At 63.1% G+C, this 23,534-nt stretch carries 25 protein-coding genes; 18 read left to right on the top strand and 7 right to left on the bottom strand.

What is annotated here, in order from left to right:
* Positions 1 to 31: 31 nt before the first annotated feature.
* A complete protein-coding gene (locus tag V1288_RS30355; protein ID WP_334360519.1) occupies positions 32 to 781 on the top strand; it encodes a DUF899 domain-containing protein in 750 nt (249 codons plus the stop codon).
* A 276-nt stretch (positions 782 to 1,057) separates the two neighbouring features.
* On the opposite strand, the gene V1288_RS30350 is transcribed toward V1288_RS30355, so the two are convergent.
* From V1288_RS30350 to V1288_RS30340, 3 genes are all read right to left on the bottom strand, one after another.
* The gene (locus V1288_RS30350; protein WP_334360518.1) at positions 1,058 to 2,557 is read right to left on the bottom strand and encodes a tripartite tricarboxylate transporter permease; all 1,500 of its coding nucleotides are present in this window, start codon (positions 2,555 to 2,557) and stop codon (positions 1,058 to 1,060) included.
* A gap of 1 nt (position 2,558) precedes the next feature.
* Positions 2,559 to 3,017, bottom strand: coding sequence for a tripartite tricarboxylate transporter TctB family protein (locus tag V1288_RS30345; protein WP_334360517.1), 459 nt, complete (start codon positions 3,015 to 3,017; stop codon positions 2,559 to 2,561).
* A 67-nt stretch (positions 3,018 to 3,084) separates the two neighbouring features.
* Positions 3,085 to 4,065 (bottom strand): Bug family tripartite tricarboxylate transporter substrate binding protein, encoded by a 981-nt coding sequence (locus V1288_RS30340; RefSeq protein ID WP_334360516.1) that lies wholly within the window; start codon positions 4,063 to 4,065, stop codon positions 3,085 to 3,087.
* Positions 4,066 to 4,271: 206 nt separating this feature from the next.
* Between V1288_RS30340 and V1288_RS30335 the strand changes: the two genes are divergently transcribed.
* The 7 genes from V1288_RS30335 (at position 4,272) to thpR (ending at position 10,996) form a co-directional block, all read left to right on the top strand.
* Entirely contained in the window at positions 4,272 to 5,165 is an 894-nt protein-coding gene (locus tag V1288_RS30335) for a LysR substrate-binding domain-containing protein (protein ID WP_334360515.1), read from the top strand.
* Between the two features lie 95 nt (positions 5,166 to 5,260).
* A complete protein-coding gene (gene kdgD / locus V1288_RS30330) occupies positions 5,261 to 6,211 on the top strand; it encodes a 5-dehydro-4-deoxyglucarate dehydratase (protein WP_334360514.1) in 951 nt (316 codons plus the stop codon).
* Between the two features lie 108 nt (positions 6,212 to 6,319).
* Positions 6,320 to 7,036, top strand: coding sequence for an IclR family transcriptional regulator (locus V1288_RS30325; RefSeq protein ID WP_334360513.1), 717 nt, complete (start codon positions 6,320 to 6,322; stop codon positions 7,034 to 7,036).
* A gap of 122 nt (positions 7,037 to 7,158) precedes the next feature.
* A complete protein-coding gene (locus V1288_RS30320) occupies positions 7,159 to 8,019 on the top strand; it encodes an NAD(P)H-dependent oxidoreductase (RefSeq protein ID WP_334360512.1) in 861 nt (286 codons plus the stop codon).
* Positions 8,020 to 8,224: 205 nt separating this feature from the next.
* Positions 8,225 to 8,575 (top strand): Lin0512 family protein, encoded by a 351-nt coding sequence (locus V1288_RS30315; RefSeq protein WP_334360511.1) that lies wholly within the window; start codon positions 8,225 to 8,227, stop codon positions 8,573 to 8,575.
* Positions 8,576 to 8,697: 122 nt separating this feature from the next.
* The gene (locus tag V1288_RS30310; RefSeq protein WP_334360510.1) at positions 8,698 to 10,377 is read left to right on the top strand and encodes a dihydroxy-acid dehydratase domain-containing protein; all 1,680 of its coding nucleotides are present in this window, start codon (positions 8,698 to 8,700) and stop codon (positions 10,375 to 10,377) included.
* A gap of 76 nt (positions 10,378 to 10,453) precedes the next feature.
* On the top strand, positions 10,454 to 10,996 hold the full coding sequence (gene thpR, locus V1288_RS30305) for an RNA 2',3'-cyclic phosphodiesterase (protein ID WP_334360509.1): 543 nt from the start codon (positions 10,454 to 10,456) through the stop codon (positions 10,994 to 10,996).
* Between the two features lie 42 nt (positions 10,997 to 11,038).
* Here the strand turns inward: thpR and V1288_RS30300 are convergent, their stop codons facing one another.
* Complete coding sequence (locus V1288_RS30300; RefSeq protein ID WP_334360508.1) at positions 11,039 to 11,674, bottom strand: HAD-IA family hydrolase; 636 nt, start codon at positions 11,672 to 11,674, stop codon at positions 11,039 to 11,041.
* A 20-nt stretch (positions 11,675 to 11,694) separates the two neighbouring features.
* Entirely contained in the window at positions 11,695 to 12,567 is an 873-nt protein-coding gene (locus tag V1288_RS30295; RefSeq protein ID WP_334360507.1) for an SDR family oxidoreductase, read from the bottom strand.
* A 78-nt stretch (positions 12,568 to 12,645) separates the two neighbouring features.
* On the opposite strand from V1288_RS30295, the gene V1288_RS30290 reads away from it, so the two are divergent.
* Both V1288_RS30290 and V1288_RS30280 read left to right on the top strand, forming a co-directional pair.
* Positions 12,646 to 13,350: a glutathione S-transferase family protein gene (locus V1288_RS30290; RefSeq protein ID WP_334360506.1), complete on the top strand. Its 705-nt coding sequence runs from the start codon at positions 12,646 to 12,648 to the stop codon at positions 13,348 to 13,350.
* Between the two features lie 250 nt (positions 13,351 to 13,600).
* The gene (locus tag V1288_RS30280; protein WP_334360505.1) at positions 13,601 to 13,972 is read left to right on the top strand and encodes an ArsC family reductase; all 372 of its coding nucleotides are present in this window, start codon (positions 13,601 to 13,603) and stop codon (positions 13,970 to 13,972) included.
* Here V1288_RS30280 and V1288_RS30275 read toward each other — a convergent pair.
* Positions 13,969 to 14,571 carry a PAS domain-containing protein gene (locus tag V1288_RS30275; protein WP_334360504.1) on the bottom strand — a complete coding sequence of 201 codons (603 nt, stop codon included), beginning with the start codon at positions 14,569 to 14,571 and terminating at the stop codon, positions 13,969 to 13,971. The genes V1288_RS30280 and V1288_RS30275 overlap by 4 nt on opposite strands.
* A 369-nt stretch (positions 14,572 to 14,940) precedes the next feature.
* Here V1288_RS30275 and V1288_RS30270 point away from each other — a divergent pair, with 369 nt between their 5' ends.
* The 7 genes from V1288_RS30270 to V1288_RS30240 all read left to right on the top strand — a co-directional run bounded on the left by V1288_RS30270 (position 14,941) and on the right by V1288_RS30240 (position 21,416).
* Entirely contained in the window at positions 14,941 to 15,696 is a 756-nt protein-coding gene (locus V1288_RS30270) for an ABC transporter ATP-binding protein (protein WP_334360503.1), read from the top strand.
* On the top strand, positions 15,689 to 16,432 hold the full coding sequence (locus V1288_RS30265; RefSeq protein WP_334360502.1) for an ABC transporter ATP-binding protein: 744 nt from the start codon (positions 15,689 to 15,691) through the stop codon (positions 16,430 to 16,432). Before V1288_RS30270 ends, V1288_RS30265 begins: the two co-directional genes overlap by 8 nt.
* Before the next feature lie 38 nt (positions 16,433 to 16,470).
* Positions 16,471 to 17,688, top strand: a complete 1,218-nt coding sequence (locus V1288_RS30260; RefSeq protein WP_334360501.1) for an ABC transporter substrate-binding protein — start codon at positions 16,471 to 16,473, stop codon at positions 17,686 to 17,688.
* 88 nt (positions 17,689 to 17,776) lie between these two features.
* Positions 17,777 to 18,640 (top strand): branched-chain amino acid ABC transporter permease, encoded by an 864-nt coding sequence (locus V1288_RS30255; RefSeq protein WP_334360500.1) that lies wholly within the window; start codon positions 17,777 to 17,779, stop codon positions 18,638 to 18,640.
* Position 18,641: 1 nt separating this feature from the next.
* Positions 18,642 to 19,610: a branched-chain amino acid ABC transporter permease gene (locus V1288_RS30250; RefSeq protein ID WP_334360499.1), complete on the top strand. Its 969-nt coding sequence runs from the start codon at positions 18,642 to 18,644 to the stop codon at positions 19,608 to 19,610.
* Between the two features lie 141 nt (positions 19,611 to 19,751).
* Entirely contained in the window at positions 19,752 to 20,396 is a 645-nt protein-coding gene (locus V1288_RS30245; RefSeq protein ID WP_334360498.1) for a DUF47 domain-containing protein, read from the top strand.
* A 15-nt stretch (positions 20,397 to 20,411) separates the two neighbouring features.
* Entirely contained in the window at positions 20,412 to 21,416 is a 1,005-nt protein-coding gene (locus tag V1288_RS30240; protein ID WP_334360497.1) for an inorganic phosphate transporter, read from the top strand.
* Here the strand turns inward: V1288_RS30240 and sugE are convergent.
* Positions 21,408 to 21,731, bottom strand: a complete 324-nt coding sequence (sugE, locus tag V1288_RS30235) for a quaternary ammonium compound efflux SMR transporter SugE (protein WP_334360496.1) — start codon at positions 21,729 to 21,731, stop codon at positions 21,408 to 21,410. The genes V1288_RS30240 and sugE overlap by 9 nt on opposite strands.
* 155 nt (positions 21,732 to 21,886) lie before the next feature.
* Between sugE and V1288_RS30230 the strand changes: the two genes are divergently transcribed.
* Entirely contained in the window at positions 21,887 to 23,506 is a 1,620-nt protein-coding gene (locus V1288_RS30230) for a peptide chain release factor 3 (RefSeq protein ID WP_334360495.1), read from the top strand.
* Positions 23,507 to 23,534: the final 28 nt, after the last annotated feature.

The raw sequence follows: 23,534 nt of genomic DNA, 5'->3' as shown, positions 1-23,534 counted from the left end.
AACAAACACTGCAACAAACAGGAGATTAGCTATGCAGATACATGCCGTTTCAGCTGAGGAGTGGGAAGCCACGCGCCAGAAATTGCTGGTGAAGGAGAAGCAATTGACCCACGCCCGTGACGCCATGGCCGCCGAGCGTCGGCGGATGCCGTGGCTGGCCGTGGAGAAGGAGTACACGTTCGAGGGGCCCAAGGGCAAAGCGAGCTTGCGCGATCTGTTCGAAGGCCGCCACCAATTGATCGTCTACCGCGCGTTCTACGAGCCCGGCGTGTTCGGCTGGCCCGAGCACGCCTGCCGCGGCTGCTCGATGGTGGCCGACCAGGTCGCTCATCCCGCCCATCTCAACGCCCGTGACACCACGCTCGTGTTCGCCTCGCGCGCACCGCAGGCCGACATCGCGCGCCAGAAGGCACAAATGGGATGGGAAATGATCCCCTGGTACACCATCACGGACAGCTTCGATGCCGATTTCGGCGTCGACGAGTGGCACGGCACCAACGTGTTCTTCCGCGACGGCGACAAAATCTACCGGACGTACTTCATCAACAACCGCGGCGACGAGCAGATGGGGGGCACCTGGAATTATCTCGACATCACGCCGCTCGGGCGCCAGGAGGAGTGGGAGGATTCTCCGGAAGGCTATCCGCAGACCCCGACCTACAAGTGGTGGAACTGGCACGACAGCTACGTTGAAGGCGCGGCACCCGACAAGAGATGGGTCGAAGTGTCGGACGCCGGCGAGGCTGCGTTCCGGAAGCAGTCCGCGAGTGCGAAGCCATGAGCCACGCATGCTCCAGCGGATCCGAAGGCAGTGCGATCCGCTGGAGCGCCGCCGCGCTCAGGTCGGCCAATGGGCTCTATCTCGCGGCCACGCCGACCTTTGCGATGATGGCGCTACTGACGGGCGTCCTTGGCGGTGGCCAGCCGGACGCGTTGTGTTCGATCGCGAGCGCGTCACCGCTCGGCGGAATGGTCCCGATGTACTTGCTGATGAGCGTCTTCCATTTGGCGCCCTGGCTGAAGCTGATCGCCGGCCGTCGAGGGGCACCTCATGAACTCACTCGGCCAGCGCCTCCTGGCGGCTGCGCCGGATCGCCGGGAATACCATCAGCAGAAACAGCACCGCGACGAGAGCGAGCAGCGTGGCGCTGATCGGGCGGCGCAGAAAGACCGAGAAATCGCCGTCCGCCAGCAGCATCGCGCGACGGAAGTTTTCCTCCAGTTGAGGCCCGAGCACGAGGCCGAGCAGCAGCGGCGCCGGCTCGACACCGACCTTAATGAAGAAGTATCCGATCAGCGCGCAGCCGAGCATCAGCCAGACATTGAACAAATTGTTGGCGATGCCGAAGGTGCCGATGCAGCAGAACAGCACGATCGCCGGAAACAGCAGCCGGTAGGGAATTTTCAGCATCGAGACCCACACGCCGATCAAGGGCAGGTTGATGATGATCAGCATCAGATTGCCGACCCACATGCTGGCGATGACGCCCCAGACCAGTTGCGGTTGCTCGCGCATGATCTGCGGGCCGGGCTGGATGCCCTGCATCATCAGCGCGCCGATCATCAGCGCCATCAGGGCATTGGCGGGGATGCCGAGCGTCAGCAGCGGGATGAAGCTCGTCTGCGCGCCCGCATTGTTGGCGGCCTCCGGTCCGGCGACGCCTTCGATCGCACCCTTGCCGAAACGGGAGGGATCGCGGGCGAGTTTCTTCTCCAGCGCATAGGACGAGAAGGGTGGCAGCGCGGCGCCGCCGCCCGGCAACACGCCGAGGACGGAGCCCAGCACGGTGCCGCGGACCATCGCCGGGAAGGCGGCGCGAAGATCGGCGCCGCTCGGGATCAGGCTGCGGATCGACTGGCTGACGACGCGCATCATCGCCGGACGTTCAAGATTGGCGATGATCTCGCCGAGGCCGAACATGCCCATTGCGACCGGCACGAAGTCGAGCCCGTCGGAGATCTCGGCGATCCCGAAGGTCATCCGCGGCGCGCCCGAATTGACATCGATGCCGACGAGGCCGAGCAGGATGCCCAGCAGCACCATCGCAAGCGACTTGGCGACGGAGCCGTGGGCGAGCACGACGGCCGCGATTAGCCCGAGCACGAGCAGGCTGAAATATTCGACCGCGGTGAATTTCAGCGCCAGCGCCGCCAGCGGCAGGCTGAGTACAGCTATCACCACCGTCGCGACGGTGCCGGCAAAGAACGAGGCGATCGCGGCGATCGCCAGCGCAGTCCCGGCCTTGCCCTGCTTGGCCATCTCGTGGCCGTCGAGGCAGGTGACGACCGAGGAGGTTTCGCCGGGTACGTTGACGAGGATGGCCGTGGTCGAGCCGCCATACTGTGCGCCGTAGAAGATGCCGGCGAGCATGATCATGGCGGAGGGCGGCGACAGGCCGAAGGTGAAGGGCAGCAGCAGCGCGATCGCCGGGATCGGTCCGATGCCGGGCAGCACGCCAATTGCGGTGCCGATGACGACGCCGATCAGGCAGAACAGCAAATTGTTGAGCTGCAGGGCAGTCGTCAGCCCCATTAGCAGATTGTCGAAAAGCTCCATATCAGAACCATGCTCCAGGCCAGATCGGCACTGGCAAGGCCAGCGCCTTGACGAAGAGCAGCACTGCCGCCGCCGAGAGCCCCAGTGCGAACAGTAAGGTTTCGATCGGCCGCGCTTCCCGCGTCGCGAGGCTTGCGATCAGGATCGCGGCGAACGACGACAGCGCAAGGCCGAAGCGCGTGGCGGTGAGCGCGAACACGGCAACCGATGCCGTGATCGCGAGCAGGGGCTGCAGGCGGACCGGCGCGATCCCGACAAACGGACGGCGGACTCCGCGGATGCTGAACCAGAGTCCGAAGGCCAGCAGCATGATGGCGATGGCGCGCGGCATGTAGCCCGGCCCCATGTCGGCGGCAGTGCCGCCCGACAAGGTGCGCGTCGCCGCCAGCGCGATGCCGGCGACCGCGATCAGGAACAGTCCGAAGAGCAGATCCTGCCAGTCCGTTCGGCGCGCGTTCATCGCAAGCCTCGCATCGCAAGCCCAGGTCCAAGCCCAAGTCCAGGTCCAAGTCCAGGTTCAGGTCCCGTCATTCGCCCTTGATGCCGGCTTCACGGATGACTTCGCCCCAGCGTTTGGTCGCGTCCTTCAGCCACGTCGCCATCGCGTCCGGGGTGCCGGCGCGGACTTCGCCACCTTGTTCGGCGATCTTGGACTTGATCTCCGCTGACTCCAGAATCTTGCCGATCTCGGTATTGAGCCGTGCAATGACCGCTGGCGGCGTACCGCTGGCCACGAGGATGCCCTGCCAGGTGCCGGCGTCGCCGCCGGGCAGCTTGGCCTCCTTGAAGGTCGGCAGATCGGGAGCAGAGGGGACGCGGTGCTCGCCAGTCACCGCGAGGCCGACCAGTTGCTTGTTGGTCACGAAGGGAAGGGTTGCCGACGCGCCATTGATGAGGGCGCCGCTCTCGCCGGCGACCACGGCGCGGGTGGCCGCTGCGCCACCCTTGTAGGGCACATGCTTCAACTGGATGCCGAGTTCCTTCGCCATGACCACCGCGGTGATGTGATTGGCGCCGCCAACACCGGAATTCGCGACCGCAAGTTTGCCGGGATTGGCCTTGGCATAGGCGATCAGTTCCGCCACCGTCTTGGCTGGGATCGATTCATGCACGGCCAGCACATAGGGGCCGAACATCACCATCGTTACGGGGGCGAGGTCCTTCTCGAGATTATAGGTCAGGTTCGAAAACAGGCTGGGTGCCGTCGCCACCGAACCGACATCCGTCAGCAGCAAGGTCGTGCCGTCAGGCGTCGCTTTGGCGACGGCGTCCGCACCGAGATTGCCGGCCGCGCCGGGCTTGTTCTCGACCACCACCGACTGGCCGATCGCCGCCGACAATTTCGGGCTGATCAGCCGCGCCAGGATGTCTGAAGTTCCACCGGGGGCATAGGGCACGATGATGCGCACCGGCCGATCGAAGTTTTGGGCGTAAGCGATGCCGGGCAGTTGGCTGAACAGGATGGCTGCGGCGGCAAGGGCGGCGCGGCGTCCGAAACGTGGGAGCATTATTTTTCCTCCGGTCGAAATTTGCGCAAGCGCTCTGCGACGTCGCGCATCGCGGTCTTTGGCCGCGCTGGTGGCACGATAAGCGATGATCGATCCAATAGCGAATTAGAATGGGGATGGTCCGATACCAATTTTGGATCAAATCGTGCATTGCAGTAGTCTAGCCAGACGGAAACTGTCGGTGCGGTCGAGAAAAAAGGAGCGGCATGTTCGAATTGAGTCAGGTGCGCTGTTTTGTGGCCGTGGCGGAAGAGCTGCATTTCGGCCGCGCTGCCGCCCGCCTGAACATGACGCAGCCGCCGCTGAGCCGGCAGATCCAGATTCTCGAACGGATATTGGGTGTAAAACTACTTCAGCGCGGCAATCGCCTGGTCAGGCTGACGCCGGCCGGCCAAAGCTTCCTCACTGAGGCGCGACTGATCTTGAAGCTCACGGAGAGTGCGGCCTTGCTGGCAAGGCGCGTCGCCGAGGGCAAGGCCGGCTCGGTCAATATCGGCTTCACCGCCGCATCTTCCTACAGTTATGTGCCCGAACTGGTGGCGGCCTGCCGCCAGCAGCTACCGGATGTCGAATTGATCCTCAAGGAGATGGTCAGCGGCGACCAGCTCAAGCGGCTTGGCGCCGGTGAAATCGATATCGGCCTGTTGCGGCCGCCGATCCCGCGCACTGGTCTGCAATTCTTCCGGGTGAAGGCTGAACCGATGGTCGCGGCCGTGCCGGCCGGGCACAGGCTGGCCCAGGCCGCGACGATCGGCCTCCCGGACCTCGCGGCCGAACCCTTCATCATGTACGCGCCCTATGAGGCCCGTTACTTCCACGACCTGCTGGTGGAGCTGTTTTCACGCGCCGCACTGGCGCCGGTCTATATCCAGCACCTCGCGCAGATCCACTCGATCCTGGCCATCGTGCATTCCGGCGTCGGCGTCGCGCTGGTGCCGGAGGCGGCCGAGAATCTGCAGTTCAGCGGCGTCGTGCTGCGGCCGCTGGCCGATCCGCCGCAACGCGCGGCCGAACTCTACTTCGTCTGGCGGGACGACAATGACAATCCGCTGTTGCCGGTGATCGCGGCGATCGCCCGCAATCTCGTGGGCGGCGCCTGAGCCATCCAATCAATGGATCATTCGATCCAGCAATTGGTCTGCCGCGGCATCAGGCCTGGTCTAATCCTGTGGCTTCCACTGCAAGGACCGCCACGATGAGCAGAATGACCCCGAAGGAGATGGCGCTGACGATCGGCAACGGGCTGCTGTCGTTTCCCGTCACGCCGTTCGACGCCTCCAACAAATTCGATGCCGCGCGCTATCGCTCCAATCTCGACTGGCTGTGCAGCTATGAAGTGGCCGGTCTGTTCGCGGCCGGCGGTACCGGTGAATTCTTCTCGCTGACGCCGGCGGAAGTCGTCGACGTCGTGATCACTGCCGTGCAGCAGACCGCCGGCCGCGTGCCGGTGCTGGCTGGCGTCGGCTACGGGACGGCGATGGCGACCGAACTTGCTGGCGCCGTCGAGCGCGCCGGTGCCGACGGCATCCTGCTGCTGCCGCCCTATCTGGTATTCTCCGAGCAGGCGGGACTGGCGGCGCATGTCGAGGCGGTCTGCAAGGCGACCAGCCTCGGCGTCATCGTCTACAACCGCGACAACGCCATCCTCACCGAGGACACGATCGCAAGACTTTGCGAACGCTGCCCGAACCTTGTCGGCTTCAAGGACGGCGTCGGCGACATCGAACAGATGACACGCATCCATCTGCGCATGGGCGACCGGCTGACCTATGTCGGCGGATTGCCCACCGCCGAGACCTTCGCGTTGCCCTACCTCGAAATGGGCGTGACGACCTATTCCTCCGCCGTGTTCAACTTCGTGCCGGAGTTTTCGACCAAATTCTACGCCGCAGTGCGGCGGCGCGACCGCGAAACCGTCCAGGCGGGCCTGCGCGATTTCATCATGCCGCTGCTCGCGATCCGCAACCGCAAGCGCGGTTATGCGGTGTCGATGATCAAGGCCGGGATGAAGGTGATCGGCCGCGATTCCGGCCCGGTGCGGTCGCCGCTGACCGACCTGACATCAGGGGAAGTCGAGGAACTGTCTGGGCTGGTCAGCCGGCTGAAAACAAGCGAGTTTGCCGGCCGGTCGCTCGCGGCCGCCTGACGGTTCTGTCGCCCCGATCGGAGCGCAAATATTCAATACGGATGGACTTGTCGTCGGGCAGCGCTACGCCAATGTTAGCGGATAGTATCTGTCACGAACGAAAGCGCAATGCCGGAAGTCAGGCTGATTCAATCCATCGAACGCGCGGCCGCGATCCTCGAAATCATTGCACAGGAGGGCGGTGCCGCGCGGCTGCGGCATATTGCCGAGCAGGCGAAGCTCGGCAAGACGACGGCGCACAATCTTCTGAAAACGCTGGACGAGCTTGGTTACGTGCACCGCCGCGTCGGAGATACGCGCTATCATCTCGGTGGCCGCATTCTGAATCTGGCGCGGATTGCCGGAGACGATGGCGCGCTTCGCAGCCGTCTGCGCCCGGCACTCGAATCCGTCGCAAGGCGCACCGGGGAGATGGTCTATCTCGCGGTGCCGAGCGGTGACGAAGTCTATTATCTCGATGCGATCGAAACGTCCCACGCAGTGAAAGCGGGCGCATGCCCTGTCGGCGTACGTGAGCCTCTGGAGGGATCTGCGGTCGGCCTCGTCTTCCTCGCCTTTATGCCCGGGCTCGGCAAGCGTGTCCTCGCCAGCCGCGCCGGCGCGCTCGGTCCGCAGATTCTGTCCGAGATCAAGACGGTGGCCACGCGCGGCTTCGCGCTCGATCTCGAGAACTACCAGCCGTGCCTGCATTGCGTTGCCATTCCCTGGCGTGAGGGCGGCGAAGTTCGTGCAAGCATCGGGCTGAGCGGACCATCGACGCGGCTGTCGCCGCAAGCATTGACGGACATGGCCTGGATGATGATGAAGGAGGTCGAGCGGGCCTGAGTTCAGCATTGCTGAACATATGGCGTTTCCATGGTTTGTCCGCTCGCCGTTGTGATCTTGCTCACCATGTTGAGGGTGTCGCGCCACCCGCGCGTTTCCAGGCCTCAACAGGAGCAACGTCTTTGAGCAACGTCCTTATCGTTCACGCGCATCCGGAACGGAAATCACTCACCAGTGCCCTGAAGGATCTGGCGGTCGAAAGCCTCACCGCACAGGGGCACACGGTGCAGGTCTCCGATCTCTATGCGGCCAACTGGAAGGCGGTCGCCGATCGCGGCGATTTTCTCGAGCAGGCGCAACCGGACCGCCTCGGCTATGTCGCGGAGTCGCGTCACGCGTTTGCCACCGGCACCCAATCGTCCGACGTCGAGACCGAGCAGCAGAAACTCATGTGGGCTGACGCCATCCTCCTGAGTTTTCCGATGTGGTGGTTCGGCATGCCGGCCATCCTGAAGGGCTGGGTCGATCGCGTCTTCGCCTACGGCTTTGCGTATGGCGTCGGCGCCCATGGCGGCGAAAGATGGGGCGACCGCTACGGCGAAGGCACCTTGAGCGGACGTCGTGCGATGCTGTCGGTCACAATCGGCGGCCGTGCGCCGCATTATGGCGAGCGCGGTGTGAATGGCCGGCTCGACGACCTGCTGTGGCCGATCCAGCATGGCATGCTGTTCTATCCGGGCATGCAGATCCTGCCGCCGTTTGCCGTCTATCAGAGCGACCGGCTGAGCGAGGCCGAATGGCCCGCCGTCGCGGAGGCCTACAAGCGCCGCATGGCCAGGCTCTTCAGCGAAAAGCCGATCGCGTACCGCACTCAGAATGGCGGGCATTATGACGGTCAGCAGGTCTTGAAATCAGGCCTGGGCGCAGGCGAGGGCGGCACGCGCATTCACCTCGTCCAGCCGGGCGATCCGAAGGAGGTTCTTGATGGCTCGGATCGTCCTGCCGCGGCAACGCGCGAAGTGGAGGCCTGCGCGAGCTCATGAGGGGCGCGGCATAAGCCTTAGCCGTTGCGGGGAAGCTGGCTGAATTTCCGACACAACCGTGGTAACTCCCGTATCGCGCCCGCGGAATCGTACGCGTTTGCCGTTCACGCCGCTTGACTTGACGCCGCCGCTGCAAGCGACGATTGAGAGAGCAGGTCTTCGCCTGATCGATATCGTTCGGTCGCCAACGACAAGAGGAAACCCGATGGCACGCGTACGCTGTATCACTGAAATGGGCATGGGCGTCGACGTTCACGGGCGCGACGCCACCAAGGCCGCCAAGCGCGCCGTCTCGGACGCGATCCGTCACTCCAGCCTCGGCTTCTTCCGGATGCTGGACAAGACCGCCAACGACATGTTTGTCGAGGTCACCGTCGCGGTGCCGGACCCGAGCGGGGTCGACACTGCGGCGGTTGCCAAGGAATTGCCGTACGGCACCGTGAACGTGATGGCGGTCAAGGGTGGGCTGGAAGTGCCGGCCGAGAGCGGCAGCGACTCCATCATCATCGCGAACGCCGCCGTGATCGTGAGTTTCGACGACGGCAAGACCGGCTAAACAAGACGGGCTCAATTCGTTTAGTGCCAAGCAGGCCGGCCGCCTGGTCCGCGATCGATCAGAAGACCTGGAGCACCCCATGACGACGCAGGACAGCAGGCACCTATTGGAACCGAGGGCGAGTGGAACTGCGCGCTGCCGGATTCGATCCTGACCGTGCGGCCCAGACCAACGCAGTGGTGACGATTGCCAGCGCCTACACCAATGCCCACCGCTGCAACAACCGCGTGCGCGCCATCACCGACCTGCTGGTGGAGATGCTGGCGGAGCGCGGTGGGCAGGGGCTGATCGTCGGCGCGCCGGCGGTGTCGGACGCCCTGACTCAGGGCACGCCGACGGCGGGCTATAGCCTCGCATCCCGCGACGTCGTCGCCGACTGTTTTGAGATCGGCCACTATGCGCATCATGGCGACGCCATGATCGTGATTTCCGGTTGCGACAAGACCGGCGCGGCGGCGCTGATGCCGCTCGCGCGCAGCAATGCCTTCGGGCTGGTGCTCTATCCCGGCACCGGCACGCCGGGCCGTGTCTCGTTCGGCGCATGGGCCAGCAAGGGCAACAACATCACGATCCTGGATTACGCCGAGGCGCGCGCTGCCAACGAGTCCGGCCGCCTCTCCGGCGAGGAGCTTTTGGAAGTCGAGCGCAACGTGATGCCGGGAAGCGGCACTTGCGGCGCGATGTTCACGGCCAACACCATGAGCACGATCGCGGAAGCGATCGGCATGATGCTGCCGCGCGGCGCCTCGCATCCGGCCGACTACAACGCCGGCAGCGACATCCACGCCGACGTCCGCGCGCAGGCGCGGGCCTCGATCGATGCGCTGTACCGGCTGATGGCGGCCGGCATCCGGCCGCGCGACATCATGACCGAGCGGGCGTTCGAGAACGCGATTACGACCGTCTACGCCATGGGCGGCTCGACCAACATGTATCTGCATCTGCTCGCGGTCGCGCGCGAGGCGCAGGTGCCGATTACCATCGAGCGCATCCAGCAAGTCGGTGAGCGTGTCCCGCTGCTGGCCAATCTGCAGCCGCACGGTCCGTTTGCGATGGGAAGCCTGCATGCGATCGGCGGCGTGCCGGTCGTGATGAAGGAATTGCTTCGCGCGGGCCTTCTGCATGGCGACGCCATGACGGCAACGGGCAAGACGCTGGCGGAAAATCTCGCCGATGTTCCAACGCTCGAGCAGATGCCGCCGCAGGAGATTGTTTTCCCGGTGTCGAAACCAATCGCGCCGGCGAACAACCATATCAGCGTCCTGAAGGGCAACCTCGCGCCGGAGAGCTGCCTGCTCAAACTGTCGGGTAAGGCGCTTGAGAAGGGACAGTTCCGCGGCACCGCGCGCGTATTCGAGTCAGAGGCCGAAACGATGGCCGCGATCCGCGCCGGCGACATCGTATCGGGCAATGTGATCGTGGTGCGCAATGTCGGTCCGGTCGGCGGGCCCGGCATGCCGGAAATGGTGATGCTGACGATCCAGTTACAGGGGCGGGGCCTCGGCGAGGACGTGGCGCTGATTACCGACGGTCGCTTTTCCGGCGTATCGCACGGCATCCTGATTGGCCACGTCTCGCCGGAAGCCGCGCGCGGCGGCCCGATCGCCGCGGTGCGCGACGGCGATACGATTGTGATCGATCCGACTGCTCGCACCGTGAATCTCGACGTGCCTGCAGGAGAGATCGCCCGCCGCATGGCGGGCTGGCGCGCACCGGCTTCGTTATCCGCGGTACGGCCGGGATCGGTGCACGACAAGTACATCCGGCTGGTGTCGTCGGCGCACTATGGGTGTGTGTTGTGACGCCACGGAAACCCGCCAAAACGGTTGTATTCTAGCCTTGCTACAACGTTATGTTCATGATTTGTTCTAGTCCATCATGGACAGGTTTGCAAGCTGTAGTGGTGCCCGATTTTTCCTCGCGACAGTTCCCGACACGGCGACAGCGGAGCGAATTCACCGGCTGGCCGGCGTCCTGAAACGCGCCCACAAATTCGACGGCAAACTCATCGCGCCCGAGCGCCTGCACATCTCGCTGTTCTTTCTCGGCGATATGCCGGCGCGCCATATTCTCGCGGCTTGCGAGGCTGCCACGGAAGTGCGGACCGAGCCGTTCGAGGTTTCGTTCGACCGCACCGCGAGCTTTCGAGGCAGGCCGGGCAATCGTCCGTTTGTCCTGATCGGAGAGAATGGATTGCGCCGGTTGGAGTCATTTCGCCGGATGCTCGGCGGTGCGCTGACGCGAAGCGGGTTAAGATGGGTGGCGAACACGAATTTTACGCCGCACGTGACGCTGTTGTACGACGCGCGTAGCGTCGACGAGCATCCGATTCAGCCGATCTTCTGGACCGTGACGGAGTTCGTGCTGATCCGCAGCATCAAGGGTCACGATTATCTTGGGCGCTGGCCAGTGCGCGCATGATGGGAATTGGCACGGAAAAATCGCGCGGAAGCTTCGGCTGCACTATTTCGCCACAGCAAGCCTCTGCCTCATCTCCTCGATCGAATTGAACAGATGCGTCGGCCCTGCCGCTTGCAGCGCAGAGGGGAGAGCGTAGCCCCAGGCGACCGCGCCCGAGTCCATGCCGGCGGCCTTCGCGGCCTCGATGTCGCGGATCTCGTCGCCGATGCAGATCGTCTCCGAAGGCTTGGCTCGAAGCTGTCGTGCAACGCGTCTAAATTTCCAGTGCTTGCCGAACACCGCAGCGCCGCAGTCGAAGTGGGTGATCTGGGCGGTGGTGGGCCCGAGTACCTGCCGGACGGATGCTTCGCTATCGGAACTGACGATGGCGATCTTGATGCCGAGGCGTTGTAGGTCGGTCAGCATGGCCGGGATGCCGGCGAACAGCGATGTTTCGTCCGCTGCGGCGAGCTTGCGCTTTCGCATGTCACTGACGATGGCCGGCAGTTGCCACATGGATACGTTGAGCCGCGTCATGATTTCGCGCGCCGACATTCCGCGCAACCCTTCCACCTCGTCGTCGCGGACGGGCGCAAGATCGAACCGCGTAATCATGTCCTGGAACGAGGCACGAAACCAGGAAAGCGAGTCAGCCAGTGTGCCGTCGAAATCAAAAATGGCGAGACGATAGCGGGTCATGCGGAAGGGCCTTTGGCGGATCACCTGTCATCGCTGCCGAAATACGCCGGCTTGCCCGTGGTCCAGGTCTCACCCCAGAGCTGGCCGCCGCCATCGACCGTCAGCGTCTCACCGGTGACGAATTTCGCGGACGGTCCGGCGAGGAAGACGCTGGCCTCGGCGATGTCCCAAGGCGATCCGACGCGCATCATCGGGTTCGAGCGCGGGTAGGCCGCGCGCGCCTCCGGCGAATAGACGTTCCAGCCCTCGGTTTCGATCGCGCCGGGCGCCACGCAGTTCACCCGGATGTTCAAGGGCGCCCATTCGACCGCAACGGCACGAGAAAGCCCGATCACGCCAGATCGCGCCGCGATGGTGTGCGCGACGCCGTAAAGGCCATGCGTCGTCACGACCACGATGTTGACGATGCTGCCGGGATGCTTGTGGTCGCGCCAGCGCTGCGCGGCGGCCTGCATCATGTACCAGGTGCCGTTCAAATTGGTGTTGATGACGGCATTCCAGCCCTTCACCGAGAAATCAATGGCCGCTTGCGGAAACTGTCCGCCGGCGCTGTTGACGAGGCCGTCGACGCGGCCCTGCGCGGCCCAGATCGTATCGAACAGAAGATTGACCGCATCAGGCTCCCTGATGTCGGTGACATGCGCGGACGCCTTGAGACCGCGGCCCGCCAATTGGGCCACAAGCGCATCGAGCTGGCCTCCGTCGCGCCCGACCACGGCGACATGCGCGCCCAGCCGCGCGAACAGCCAGACGATCGCCCGCCCGATGCCGCCGGCGCCGCCCGTTACGACGACGACCTGATCCTTCAGCGCACCGGCCGCGAACGTGGTCGGGTGAGCCGCAAGCTCCTCATCGGTGAGGCCGAGCTTCGCCGGAGACGGTTGATCGGTCATGAACGGCGCGGACCCTTGTTATGCGCGGCATCGGCCGTACATTAGCTGCGCAACAACAACCATGCAAAACGAGTTTCAATGTCCGATCTCTCCGCCTTCCCGATCACCAGACGCTGGCCCGCCAAACATCCCGACCGCCTTCAGCTCTACTCGCTGCCGACGCCGAACGGCGTCAAGGTCTCGATCATGCTCGAAGAGATCGGATTGCCCTACGAGGTGCATCTGGTCGACTTCAACAAGGACGATCAGAAGACGCCGGAATTCCTCTCGCTGAATCCGAACGGCAAGATCCCGGCCATCCTCGATCCGGACGGGCCCGGCGGAGCACCGCTGCCGCTGTTCGAGTCCGGGGCGATCCTGCAATATCTCGCCGACAAGACCGGCAAGCTTCTGCCTGATGATCCGGCGCGGCGATACCAGACCATCCAGTGGCTGCATTTTCAGATGGGCGGGATCGGGCCGATGTTCGGGCAGGTCGGTTTCTTCCACAAATTCGCCGGCAAGGAATTTGCCGACAAGCGGCCGCTCGAGCGTTATGTCGCCGAGTCGAGGCGCTTGCTGGATGTGGTGGAAGCGCGGCTTGCCGGCCGGCAATGGATCATGGACGACGAATATACCATCGCCGACATTTCCATGCTTGGCTGGGTGCGCAACCTGATCGGCTTCTACGGTGCGCGCGATCTCGTTGCGTTCGATACGCTGAAGCAGGTGCCGGCTTGGCTGGACCGCGGGCTGGCCCGGCCGGCGGTGCAGCGCGGGCTCGATATACCGAAGGGGCCTTAAGCCGTGCGCTTGAGCAGTTCGTAAACGACGGGATTGTCAGCGCAGGCGCCGAAGCCGCATTCGAGCAGCGTCGTCACCACGTTGGCCGCGGTCAGCGCGATCACGGGCCACACCGCGATTTGTACGAAGGCGCCGCCGGTGGCGGTCCCGGCTCGCGAACGATGCGCCAGTCTATGATAGATTCGCCGTTCCGCTTTGTATAAAGAACGGCCTGGCAGGACACTGACGTCATTTCCGGAATGCAACGAAAATGCCCATCACCATCTACGGCATCAAAAACTGTGACACCATGAAGAAGGCGCGCGCCTGGCTTGACGATCATGGCGTGGCCTACGATTTCCACGACTACAAGCTTGCCGGGATCGCCAAGGACAAGCTCAAGCAATGGTCCGACGAACTCGGCTGGGAAACGCTGCTCAACCGCGCGGGCACGACATTCAAGAAGCTGCCGGACGGAGACAAGGAAGGCTTGAACGAACGCAAGGCGCTGGCGCTGATGCTGGCACAGCCTTCGATGATCAAGCGCCCGGTACTCGATCTCGGCGGCAAATTGCTGGTCGGATTCAAGCCGGACGTCTACGGCAAGGAAGTGCCGTCCAAGTCGCGCGGGCGCAGGGCCTAGTCGAATTCCAGCACGTCGCCGGACGCAATGCGGCCGGGCGCGCGATGGAAGAGATCGCGGTCGATGATGGTGCGCAGCTTCGGCGCCGGCAGCTTGTCGTTTCCGCGGATCAGGTTCTTGATCTCGAAGCCGCCGTCCTCACTGATGGTCTTCAGCGAAGCGATGATGTGGGTGACGCTGCCGCCGTCGGAGAATGGCAGCAACAGCCGCTCATAGGCGACTACTCGCCCGTAGATGTCATCCATGTTGGCGATGGTATAGGCGGGCAGGCGGCGCGCGATGCATACATGATAGACCGGCATCACCATCGGAGCGAGCCTTGCGCCCAGATACTCGTCGAGATAGCGGCCCTTGCCGGTATTCCCATAAGCTGCCGACATTCGCGTGCCGTCGCTCTGGATGGTCAGGCGTGGCGGCTCTGTCTGCGTATCGACGGTGTAGAATACCAGGTCTGGAAGTTCGTCCTCGATCCGCGCCGGCTGATAATCCGACATGCGGGGTATCGACTGATCGCGGGCGTATAGCCGCAGCCAGGTGTTCAGCAGGTCGCGCTGCTTGATAGATTTGACGACCGACGGTCCGGCGCTTTCAAATTCCAAGGCGGCAATTCCTGGCTATCTAAATCGCGTGACAATGCGACGGAGGCGGAAATATTCCGTGAAAACGCCTGATTGCAGCAGAACACCGTTAACGATGGCTTGCCGGCGCGAAGATCGCGGTTGACCGCGGGTGGCGCAGTCAACCGGGCCGGCAGCCGGCGCAATTCGACTTATGGCGCATCCGGAACCGGCACGCGCGTTTCCGTGGCAGCTTTCCACCTTGCGTAACCCATACCGTTGACGGCATATTCCGGCCCGGAGGCGGCGGGCTCGGGACGGTTTCCAGAACGTCCAGGAGAGCCTGCCCGAACAGGGAAAAATTGGCCGCGCGCGAGCGACTTCGCGTAGACGGCTGAGGGGGAAATTTGTTTGGCTGATGAGTTCATTCTCGAAACCCACGGATTGACCAAGGAATTCGCGGGTTTCTTCGCCGTTCGCGATGTCGCCCTCAAGGTGCGTCGCGGCAGCATTCATGCGCTGATCGGCCCCAACGGCGCCGGCAAGACGACATGCTTCAACCTGTTGACCAAGTTCTTGAGGCCCTCGGCAGGCCAGATCCTGTACAATGGACAGGACATCACCGCGATGGCGCCGGCCGATGTGGCGCGCCTCGGACTGGTGCGTTCGTTCCAGATCTCAGCGGTGTTTCCGCACCTGACGGCGCTGGAGAACGTCCGTGTCGCGTTACAGCGCCAGCATGGTTCTTCGTTCGATTTCTGGCGCGCCAAGAGCGTGCTGGATCGCTTCAACGGTCGCGCTCACGAACTGCTCAATGACGTAGGTCTGAGCGAGTTCGCCAACACGCCGGCGGTCGAGATGCCCTATGGCCGCAAGCGCGCGCTCGAGATTGCGACAACGCTGGCGCTCGACCCGGAGATGATGCTGCTCGACGAGCCGATGGCCGGCATGGGCCATGAAGACATCGACAAGATCGCGGCGCTGATCAAGCGCATCTCGGCGAAGTACACCATCCTGATGGTTGAGCATAATCTTTCCGTGGTGGCCAACCTGTCCGACATCATCACGGTGCTGACCCGCGGTCAGGTACTGGCCGAAGGCAACTATGCTGAATTGTCCAAGGACGAGCGCGTCAAGGAAGCCTATCTGGGGGCCGGTCATGCCTGAGTTGAAAATGGCCGAAGCCGCCGCCAAACCGGCGGGTGCGGAGGTTCTTTCCGTTTCCGACCTGCAGGCCTGGTACGGCGAATCCCATATCCTTCACGGCATCAACTTCAAAGTGAAGGCCGGCGAGGTGGTCACGCTGCTCGGCCGCAACGGTGCCGGCAAGACCACGACGCTGAAGTCGGTGATGGGAATTATCGGCCAGCGCACTGGCTCCATCCGCTTCAACAATGAAGACATCATCCGCGCCTCGTCCGACAGGATCGCGCGGATGGGCATCGCGTTCTGTCCCGAGGAGCGGGGCATCTTTGCAAGCCTTGATGTGCGCGAAAACCTACTGCTGCCGCCGATCGTGCGCGCAGGCGGCCTGTCGCTCGATCAGATCTTCGAATTGTTCCCGAACCTGAAGGAGCGGCTCAACAGCCAGGGCACCAAGCTTTCGGGCGGCGAGCAGCAGATGCTCGCGATTGCGCGAATCCTGCGCACCGGCGCGCGCTTCCTGATGCTGGACGAGCCGACCGAGGGGCTTGCGCCCGTCATCATCCAGCAGATCGGCCACACCATCGCGCGGCTGAAGTCGGAAGGCTTCACCATCCTGCTGGTCGAACAGAATTTCCGCTTCGCCTCGACGGTGGCCGACCGCTACTACATCGTCGAGCACGGCAAGGTCATCGACGGGTTTGCGAATTCGGAGTTGTCGGCCAACATGGACAAGCTCCACACCTATCTCGGCGTTTAATCGGTACTATGGCTGCACTCTTGATTAATGGAGATACTATGAAACTTCGAATTTCAGCTCTCTTCCTCGGCACGGCGCTCGCGCTTGCCGCAGGCGGCGCCATGGCGCAGGACAAGACCGTCAAGATCGGCGTGCTCACCGACAATTCCGGACTTTACTCCGACCTCGGCGGCGCCGGCTCCACGCTTGCCGCTCAGATGGCGGTCGAGGATTCCGGGCTGGCGGCCAAGGGCTGGAAAATCGACATCGTTTCCGCCGACCACCAGAACAAGCCCGACATCGGTACCACCATCGCGCGCCAATGGATCGACGTCGAGAAGGTCGACATCTTCGTGGACGTGCTGAACTCCGGCGTTGCGCTGGCGGTCAACAATCTGGTGAAGGAAAAGAACTCCATCATGATCAACACCGGCGCGGCGACGTCGGACCTTACCAATGCCCAGTGTTCGCCGAACACGATCCACTGGGTCTATGACACCTACATGCTCGCCAACAGCACCGGGCAGGCGCTGGTGAAAGCCGGTGGCGACACCTGGTACTTCCTGACCGCGGACTACGCGTTCGGCCACGCGCTGGAACGCGACACCGCCGCAGTCGTGGTTAAATCGGGCGGCAAGGTCATCGGCACCGTCAGGCATCCCCTGAATTCGTCGGACTTCTCCTCGTTCCTGCTTCAGGCGCAGGCCTCCAAGGCCAAGATCGTCGGCATGGCCAATGCCGGCGGCGACACGACCAATACGATCAAGCAGGCCGCGGAGTTCGGGATCGTCTCGGGTGGCCAGAAGCTCGCCGGGCTGTTGCTGTTCATTAACGACGTCCATTCCCTCGGGCTGAAGGTGGCGCAGGGCCTGAACTTCACCGAAACCTTCTACTGGGACCTGAACGACGGCACCCGCGCGTTTTCCAAGCGCTTCTCCGAGCGCATGAAGAACAAGGCGATGCCGTCGATGGTGCAGGCCGGCGTGTATTCGGGCCTGATCCACTATTTCAAGACGATCGACGCGATGGGCGGCAATCCGCATGACGGCGTCAAGGTGGTCGCGAAAATGAAGGAGGCGCCGACCGACGATCCGCTGTTCGGCAAGGGCACGATCCGCGCCGACGGCCGCAAGCTTCATCCGGCCTACCTGTTCGAGGTCAAGAAGCCTTCCGAATCCAAGGGGCCGTGGGACTATTACAAGCTGGTCGGAACCACCCCGGGCGATCAGGCCTTCCGGCCGCTTTCGGAAAGCGCGTGTCCGCTAGTAAAGAAGTAACAAAGCGGCCCGCCGGCAGCGCGCCGGTGGGCCGTCTCTCGCGTCCCAACGCGATTCCGCGTCCTAAACGAGATTGAGTGCGAACCCGATGCAAGCTCTATACGCCCAGCTTTTGGTGGGACTGATCAACGGATCGTTCTACGCGCTGCTCAGTCTCGGGCTCGCCGTGATCTTCGGTATGCTCAACATCATCAATTTTGCCCATGGCGCGCTCTACATGATGGGCGCGTTCTGCGCGTATTTCCTGTTGAACATCACCGGCATCGGCTATTGGCCGGCGCTGATCATCGCACCCATCGTCGTCGGCATATTCGGCATGATCCTGGAACGGACCATGCTGCAATGGCTCGCCGGCCTCGATCACCTCTACGGGCTGCTGCTCACCTTCGGCATCGCGCTGATCGTGCAGGGCGTGTTCCAGAATTATTTCGGCTCTTCCGGCCTGCCTTACGCGATCCCGGATGAGCTGAAGGGCGGCATGAATCTCGGCTTCATGTTCCTGCCGATCTATCGCGGCTGGGTGGTTGTCTTCTCGCTCGTGGTCTGCATCGCGACCTGGTACCTGATCGAAAAGACGCGGCTTGGCGCCAATCTGCGCGCCGCGACCGAAAATCCGACGCTGGTGCGCGCGTTCGGCATCAATGTGCCCAGGATGATTACGCTGACCTACGGGCTCGGCGTTGGACTTGCCGCGCTGGCCGGCGTGCTGTCCGCGCCGATCAACCAGGTGCGGCCGCTGATGGGCGCCGACCTGATCATCGTCGTGTTCGCGGTGGTGGTGATCGGCGGCATGGGCTCGATCATGGGATCGATCATCACCGGCTTTGCGCTCGGCGTGATCGAGGGACTGACCAAGTATTTTTATCCCGAGGCTTCCAACACCGTGGTGTTCGTTCTGATGGTGCTGGTGTTGCTGGTGAAGCCAACGGGACTGACCGGACGGGCAGCCTGACATGAGCGCATTGACTGACGATTCACTGCCGGTAACGCCGCGCGCGATGCGCGACGAGATGATTGTGTTCGCCGCGATGGCGGTACTGCTGGGCCTCGTGCCCATGACCGGCATCTACCCGTTCTTCGTGATGCAGGCGCTGTGCTTTGCGCTGCTTGCCTGCGCGTTCAACCTGCTGATCGGCTATGGCGGCCTGCTGTCATTCGGCCACGCGATGTTCCTGGGGACTGCGGGCTACTGCTCGGCGCACGCGCTGAAGGTCTGGGGACTGTCGCCGGAGCTCGGAATTCTGGTCGGCGTCGCCGGCGCTGCCGCGCTCTCCGTTGTCACCGGTTTCATCTCCATTCGCCGGCAGGGCATCTACTTCTCGATGATCACGCTGGCGCTGTCGCAGCTCCTGTACTTCATCTACCTGCAGGCGCCGTTCACCCATGGCGAAGACGGTATCCAGGGTATCCCGCAGGGCTATCTGTTCGGGATCTTCAATCTCGCCAAGCCGACGGTGCTTTATTACGTCGTGCTGGCCGGCTTCCTCGGCGGCTTCCTGCTGATCTACCGCACCATTAACTCGCCATTCGGCGAGGTCCTGAAGGCGATCCGCGAGAACGAGCCGCGCGCGATCTCGCTGGGCTACAAGACCGACCAGTACAAGCTGCTCGCCTTCATCCTCTCGGGTACGATCGCGGGCTTTGCCGGTTCGCTGAAGGTATTCGTCGCCCAGAACGCCTCGCTCACCGACGTGCACTGGACGATGTCGGGTGAAATCGTGCTGATGACGCTGGTCGGCGGCCTCGGGACCATCTTCGGCCCGGTCGTCGGCGCCTTTGTCATTATCGCCATGCAGCAATATCTGGCCGGGTTCGGCCAATGGGTGACGGTGATCCAGGGCGTCATTTTCGTGGCCTGCGTGCTGACCTTCCGCCGCGGCGTGATCGGCGAGATCGCGCATTATTTCCGCCGATCCCTGTAAAACGGCCGGTTTTCGGCGCCACAAAGCGGTGGATGACCCGGGTCACGGGTCCCGCCGTCGCGCGCTTTTCCCTCGAATGGTCTATGACAGCTTCGTGACAGGCCGCCTGGGCGGCCGTTTCTGAACGACGGAAAAATGCCCATGCTGCGCTGGTTTCGTGCCTTTTTGCCCAAGGAGGAGCGGTTTTTTGACCTGTTTGCCCGGCATGCCCAGACGGTCGTGCAGGGCGCCCTGGCGTTGCAGGACATGCTGCGCGGCGGCGAGGAGACGCCGGTCTTCTGCCAGCGCGTCAATCAGTTCGAAAACGACGCCGATGGCATCACCCGCGAGGTACTGACCGCGGTCCGCCGCACCTTCATCACCCCGTTCGACCGCGGCGACATCAAGAACCTGATCACGTCGATGGATGACGCCATTGACCAGATGCAGCAGACCGCAAAGGCGGTCGTGCTGTTCGAAGTCCGAACGTTCGAACCTCCGATGCGTGAAATAGCCACGCTATTGGTCGAATGCGCCAATCTCGTCAGCCGTGCACTCCCGCTGATGCAGTCGATCGGCAACAACGTCGCGATGTTGACCGCCATCACCGAGGAAATCGGAAAGCTGGAAGGCCGTATCGACGATCTCCACGATATCGGATTGAAGGAACTGTTTCTCAAGCACCGAAGCGGTAACTCGATGGACTTCATCGTGGGCGCCGAAATCTACAAGCATCTTGAGAAAGTGTCCGACCGCTTCGACGACGTCGCCAACGAAATCAACTCGATCGTGATCGAACAGGTATAGGGCAGGGCCAATCCAGTGGACGCCACGCTCGGTCTGCCGATTCTGATCTTTCTGATCGCGGTCGCACTGCTGTTCGACTTCCTGAACGGATTGCATGACGCTGCCAATTCGATCGCCACGATCGTTTCGACCCGCGTGCTGCGGCCGCAATACGCGGTGATCTGGGCGGCTTTCTTCAACTTCATCGCCTTTCTCGTCTTTGGGACGCATGTCGCCGATACGATCGGCAAGGGAATCATCGAACCGGATGTCGTCGATGCAGCCGTGATCTTCGCTGCGCTGATCGGTGCCATCGTCTGGAACCTGATGACTTGGGCGCTCGGCATTCCATCCTCGAGCTCGCACGCATTGATCGGCGGGCTGGTCGGCGCGGGGATGGCCAAGGCCGGGATATCAGCGGCGGTCTGGAGCGGTCTGTCGAAAACGCTGCTGGCGATCGTGCTGTCGCCGCTGGTCGGGTTTCTGCTGGCGCTGGTGCTGGTTGCGATCGTGTCCTGGCTGTCGGTGCGCTCGACGCCGTTTGCGGTCGATCGCGCCTTCCGCATCCTGCAATTCGTCTCGGCGTCGCTCTATTCGCTCGGCCATGGCGGCAACGACGCGCAAAAGACCATGGGCATCATCGCGGTGCTTTTGTATTCGCAGGGGCACCTCGGGGCGGATTTCGCCATCCCGTTCTGGGTCGTGATTTCCTGCCAGGCGGCCATGGGGCTCGGCACGCTGATGGGGGGCTGGCGAATCGTACGCACCATGGGGCTGCGGATCACCAAGCTGACGCCGATGCAGGGCTTTTGTGCTGAAACCGGCGGGGCCGCGACCCTGTTCATGGCGACCTATCTCGGGGTTCCCGTATCCACCACCCACACCATTACCGGCTCCATCGTCGGCGTCGGCGCGGCGCGGCGGGTCTCGGCGGTGCGCTGGAATGTGGCGAGCTCGATCGTCTACGCCTGGGTGATCACCATTCCGGCTTCCGCGATGGTGGCGGCGCTGACCTATTGGGCCGTCTTGCTGCTACGCTGATCCGGTGACGAGTTTGAGCCCGACAATGCCGGCCACGATCAGTCCGATGCAGGCGAGGCGGGCGGCGGTGGCAGGCTCGCCGAACAGCGCGATGCCCAGGATTGCCGTTCCGACCGCGCCGATGCCGGTCCACACCGCATAGGCGGTTCCGATTGGCAGCGCTCTCAAGGCAAGACCGAGCAGCAGGATGCTGCCGGCCATGCAGCCGAGCGTCAGGACGGACGGAATAAGCCGCGTGAAACCTTCAGTATATTTGAGGCCGATCGCCCAGCCGATTTCCATGAGGCCGGCGACGAACAACACGATCCAGGCCATCACGACCCTCCGAACCAGGCAGGGCCGTCCCCGCGGATGAGCTGTGAAATTGGAAGGCCGTCCTTCCGCTGCCGATATGGGTCTGGCCAACAGCCTCCGCAACCACCAAATGAGGCTTGATTAGCCCGGTTTTCCCTGCCAAACGCTCGAGCCTCATGTCCGACATTGCCGTTTCCGCCGAATCGTCGTCCCGCTCGCCGCTCTCAGATGAGGTGGCGCGGCGGCGCACGTTTGCGATCATCTCCCATCCGGACGCCGGCAAGACCACGCTGACCGAAAAACTTCTGCTGTTCGGCGGCGCCATCAATCTGGCGGGACAGGTCAAGGCCAAGGGCGAGCGGCGCAATACCCGTTCCGACTGGATGAAGATCGAGCGCGAGCGCGGCATCTCGGTCGTGACCTCGGTGATGACGTTCGAATTCCAGGACCTTGTCTTCAACCTGCTGGATACGCCGGGCCACGAGGACTTTTCCGAAGACACCTACCGGACGCTGACCGCGGTCGATTCCGCCGTGATGGTGATCGACGCCGCCAAGGGCATCGAGGCGCGGACGCGAAAGCTGTTCGAGGTGTGCCGGCTGCGCGACATTCCGATCATCACCTTCATCAACAAGATGGACCGCGAGAGCCGCGATACGTTCGAACTGCTGGACGAGATCGAAAAGACGCTGGCGCTCGATACGACGCCGATGACCTGGCCGGTCGGCCGCGGCCGCGATTTCCTCGGCACCTATGACGTCGTCAATGGCGGCGTGCGCCTGCTCGAAGGCGGCGGCGCCAAGACCGGCGCGACCGAGCAGATCGACATCGCCGATCTCGCCGGCCGCAACGCCAATCTCGACGTCGGCGAGGTCAAGGATGAACTCGCGCTGGTCTCGGAAGCCTGCAAGCCGTTCGAACTGGAGGCATTTCGCGAAGGCCATCTGACGCCGGTCTATTTCGGCAGCGCGCTGCGTAATTTCGGCGTCGGCGACCTGCTGGAAGGACTCGGCAGGTTTGCGCCTGCGCCGCGCGCGCAGGACAGCAATTTGCGCAAGGTCGAGGCGGCCGAGCCGCGCATGAGCGCCTTCGTGTTCAAGATCCAGGCCAACATGGATCCGAACCACCGTGACCGCATCGCCTTCGCGCGGCTGTGCTCCGGCAAGCTCAGCCGCGGCATGAAGGCGAAACTGGTGCGGACCGGCAAGAACATGAGCCTGTCGAGCCCGCAGTTCTTCTTCGCCCAAGACCGTTCGGTAGCCGACGAAGCCTTTGCCGGCGATGTCGTCGGCATTCCGAACCATGGCACCTTGCGTATCGGAGATACGCTGACGGAAGGCGAAGACATCACCTTCGTAGGCGTTCCGAGCTTTGCGCCGGAAATCGTCCGCCGTGTGCGGCTGACGGATGCGATGAAGGCCAAGAAGCTGAAAGAGGCGCTGCAGCAGATGTCGGAAGAGGGCGTGGTGCAGGTATTCCGGCCGCGCGACGGTGCACCGGCGCTGGTCGGCGTCGTCGGCCCGCTGCAGCTCGACGTGCTGAAAGCGCGGCTCGACGCTGAATATTCGCTGCCGGTGGAATTCGAGGTCTCGGAGTTCCAGCTCGCGCGCTGGGTCTCGTCCGACGACCGCAAGAAGTTAGAGGCCTTCATCGCCGCCAACGGCTCGGGCATCGCCGATGACGTCGACGGCGACCCCGTGTTCATGGCCAAGAACGAATTTTATCTCGGCTATACCCGCGAACGAGCCGAGGGGATCAATTTTTCCAACGTCAAGGACGTGAAGAAGAAGGCGTAAGGCGGCCACGCTTCTTACGCCGATCTCC

The organism is Bradyrhizobium sp. AZCC 2176 (assembly GCF_036924645.1).
Taxonomy (GTDB): Bacteria; Pseudomonadota; Alphaproteobacteria; order Rhizobiales; family Xanthobacteraceae; genus Bradyrhizobium.
This window is presented reverse-complemented; position numbering and strand designations above follow the sequence as displayed.

What these genes read in the sequence shown, in the direction of transcription:
- kdgD (WP_334360514.1), top strand. Translation starts at nt 5,261, where the DNA reads ATGAGCAGAATGACCCCGAAGGAGATGGCGCTGACGATCGGCAACGGG.
- V1288_RS30350 (WP_334360518.1), bottom strand. Translation starts at nt 2,557, where the DNA reads ATGGAGCTTTTCGACAATCTGCTAATGGGGCTGACGACTGCCCTGCAG.
- V1288_RS30355 (WP_334360519.1), top strand. Translation starts at nt 32, where the DNA reads ATGCAGATACATGCCGTTTCAGCTGAGGAGTGGGAAGCCACGCGCCAG.
- V1288_RS30230 (WP_334360495.1), top strand. Translation starts at nt 21,887, where the DNA reads ATGTCCGACATTGCCGTTTCCGCCGAATCGTCGTCCCGCTCGCCGCTC.
- V1288_RS30260 (WP_334360501.1), top strand. Translation starts at nt 16,471, where the DNA reads ATGAAACTTCGAATTTCAGCTCTCTTCCTCGGCACGGCGCTCGCGCTT.
- V1288_RS30255 (WP_334360500.1), top strand. Translation starts at nt 17,777, where the DNA reads ATGCAAGCTCTATACGCCCAGCTTTTGGTGGGACTGATCAACGGATCG.
- thpR (WP_334360509.1), top strand. Translation starts at nt 10,454, where the DNA reads ATGGACAGGTTTGCAAGCTGTAGTGGTGCCCGATTTTTCCTCGCGACA.
- V1288_RS30345 (WP_334360517.1), bottom strand. Translation starts at nt 3,017, where the DNA reads ATGAACGCGCGCCGAACGGACTGGCAGGATCTGCTCTTCGGACTGTTC.
- V1288_RS30335 (WP_334360515.1), top strand. Translation starts at nt 4,272, where the DNA reads ATGTTCGAATTGAGTCAGGTGCGCTGTTTTGTGGCCGTGGCGGAAGAG.
- V1288_RS30325 (WP_334360513.1), top strand. Translation starts at nt 6,320, where the DNA reads ATGCCGGAAGTCAGGCTGATTCAATCCATCGAACGCGCGGCCGCGATC.
- V1288_RS30280 (WP_334360505.1), top strand. Translation starts at nt 13,601, where the DNA reads ATGCCCATCACCATCTACGGCATCAAAAACTGTGACACCATGAAGAAG.
- V1288_RS30290 (WP_334360506.1), top strand. Translation starts at nt 12,646, where the DNA reads ATGTCCGATCTCTCCGCCTTCCCGATCACCAGACGCTGGCCCGCCAAA.
- V1288_RS30300 (WP_334360508.1), bottom strand. Translation starts at nt 11,674, where the DNA reads ATGACCCGCTATCGTCTCGCCATTTTTGATTTCGACGGCACACTGGCT.
- V1288_RS30250 (WP_334360499.1), top strand. Translation starts at nt 18,642, where the DNA reads ATGAGCGCATTGACTGACGATTCACTGCCGGTAACGCCGCGCGCGATG.
- V1288_RS30315 (WP_334360511.1), top strand. Translation starts at nt 8,225, where the DNA reads ATGGCACGCGTACGCTGTATCACTGAAATGGGCATGGGCGTCGACGTT.
- sugE (WP_334360496.1), bottom strand. Translation starts at nt 21,731, where the DNA reads ATGGCCTGGATCGTGTTGTTCGTCGCCGGCCTCATGGAAATCGGCTGG.
- V1288_RS30265 (WP_334360502.1), top strand. Translation starts at nt 15,689, where the DNA reads ATGCCTGAGTTGAAAATGGCCGAAGCCGCCGCCAAACCGGCGGGTGCG.
- V1288_RS30340 (WP_334360516.1), bottom strand. Translation starts at nt 4,065, where the DNA reads ATGCTCCCACGTTTCGGACGCCGCGCCGCCCTTGCCGCCGCAGCCATC.
- V1288_RS30295 (WP_334360507.1), bottom strand. Translation starts at nt 12,567, where the DNA reads ATGACCGATCAACCGTCTCCGGCGAAGCTCGGCCTCACCGATGAGGAG.
- V1288_RS30245 (WP_334360498.1), top strand. Translation starts at nt 19,752, where the DNA reads ATGCTGCGCTGGTTTCGTGCCTTTTTGCCCAAGGAGGAGCGGTTTTTT.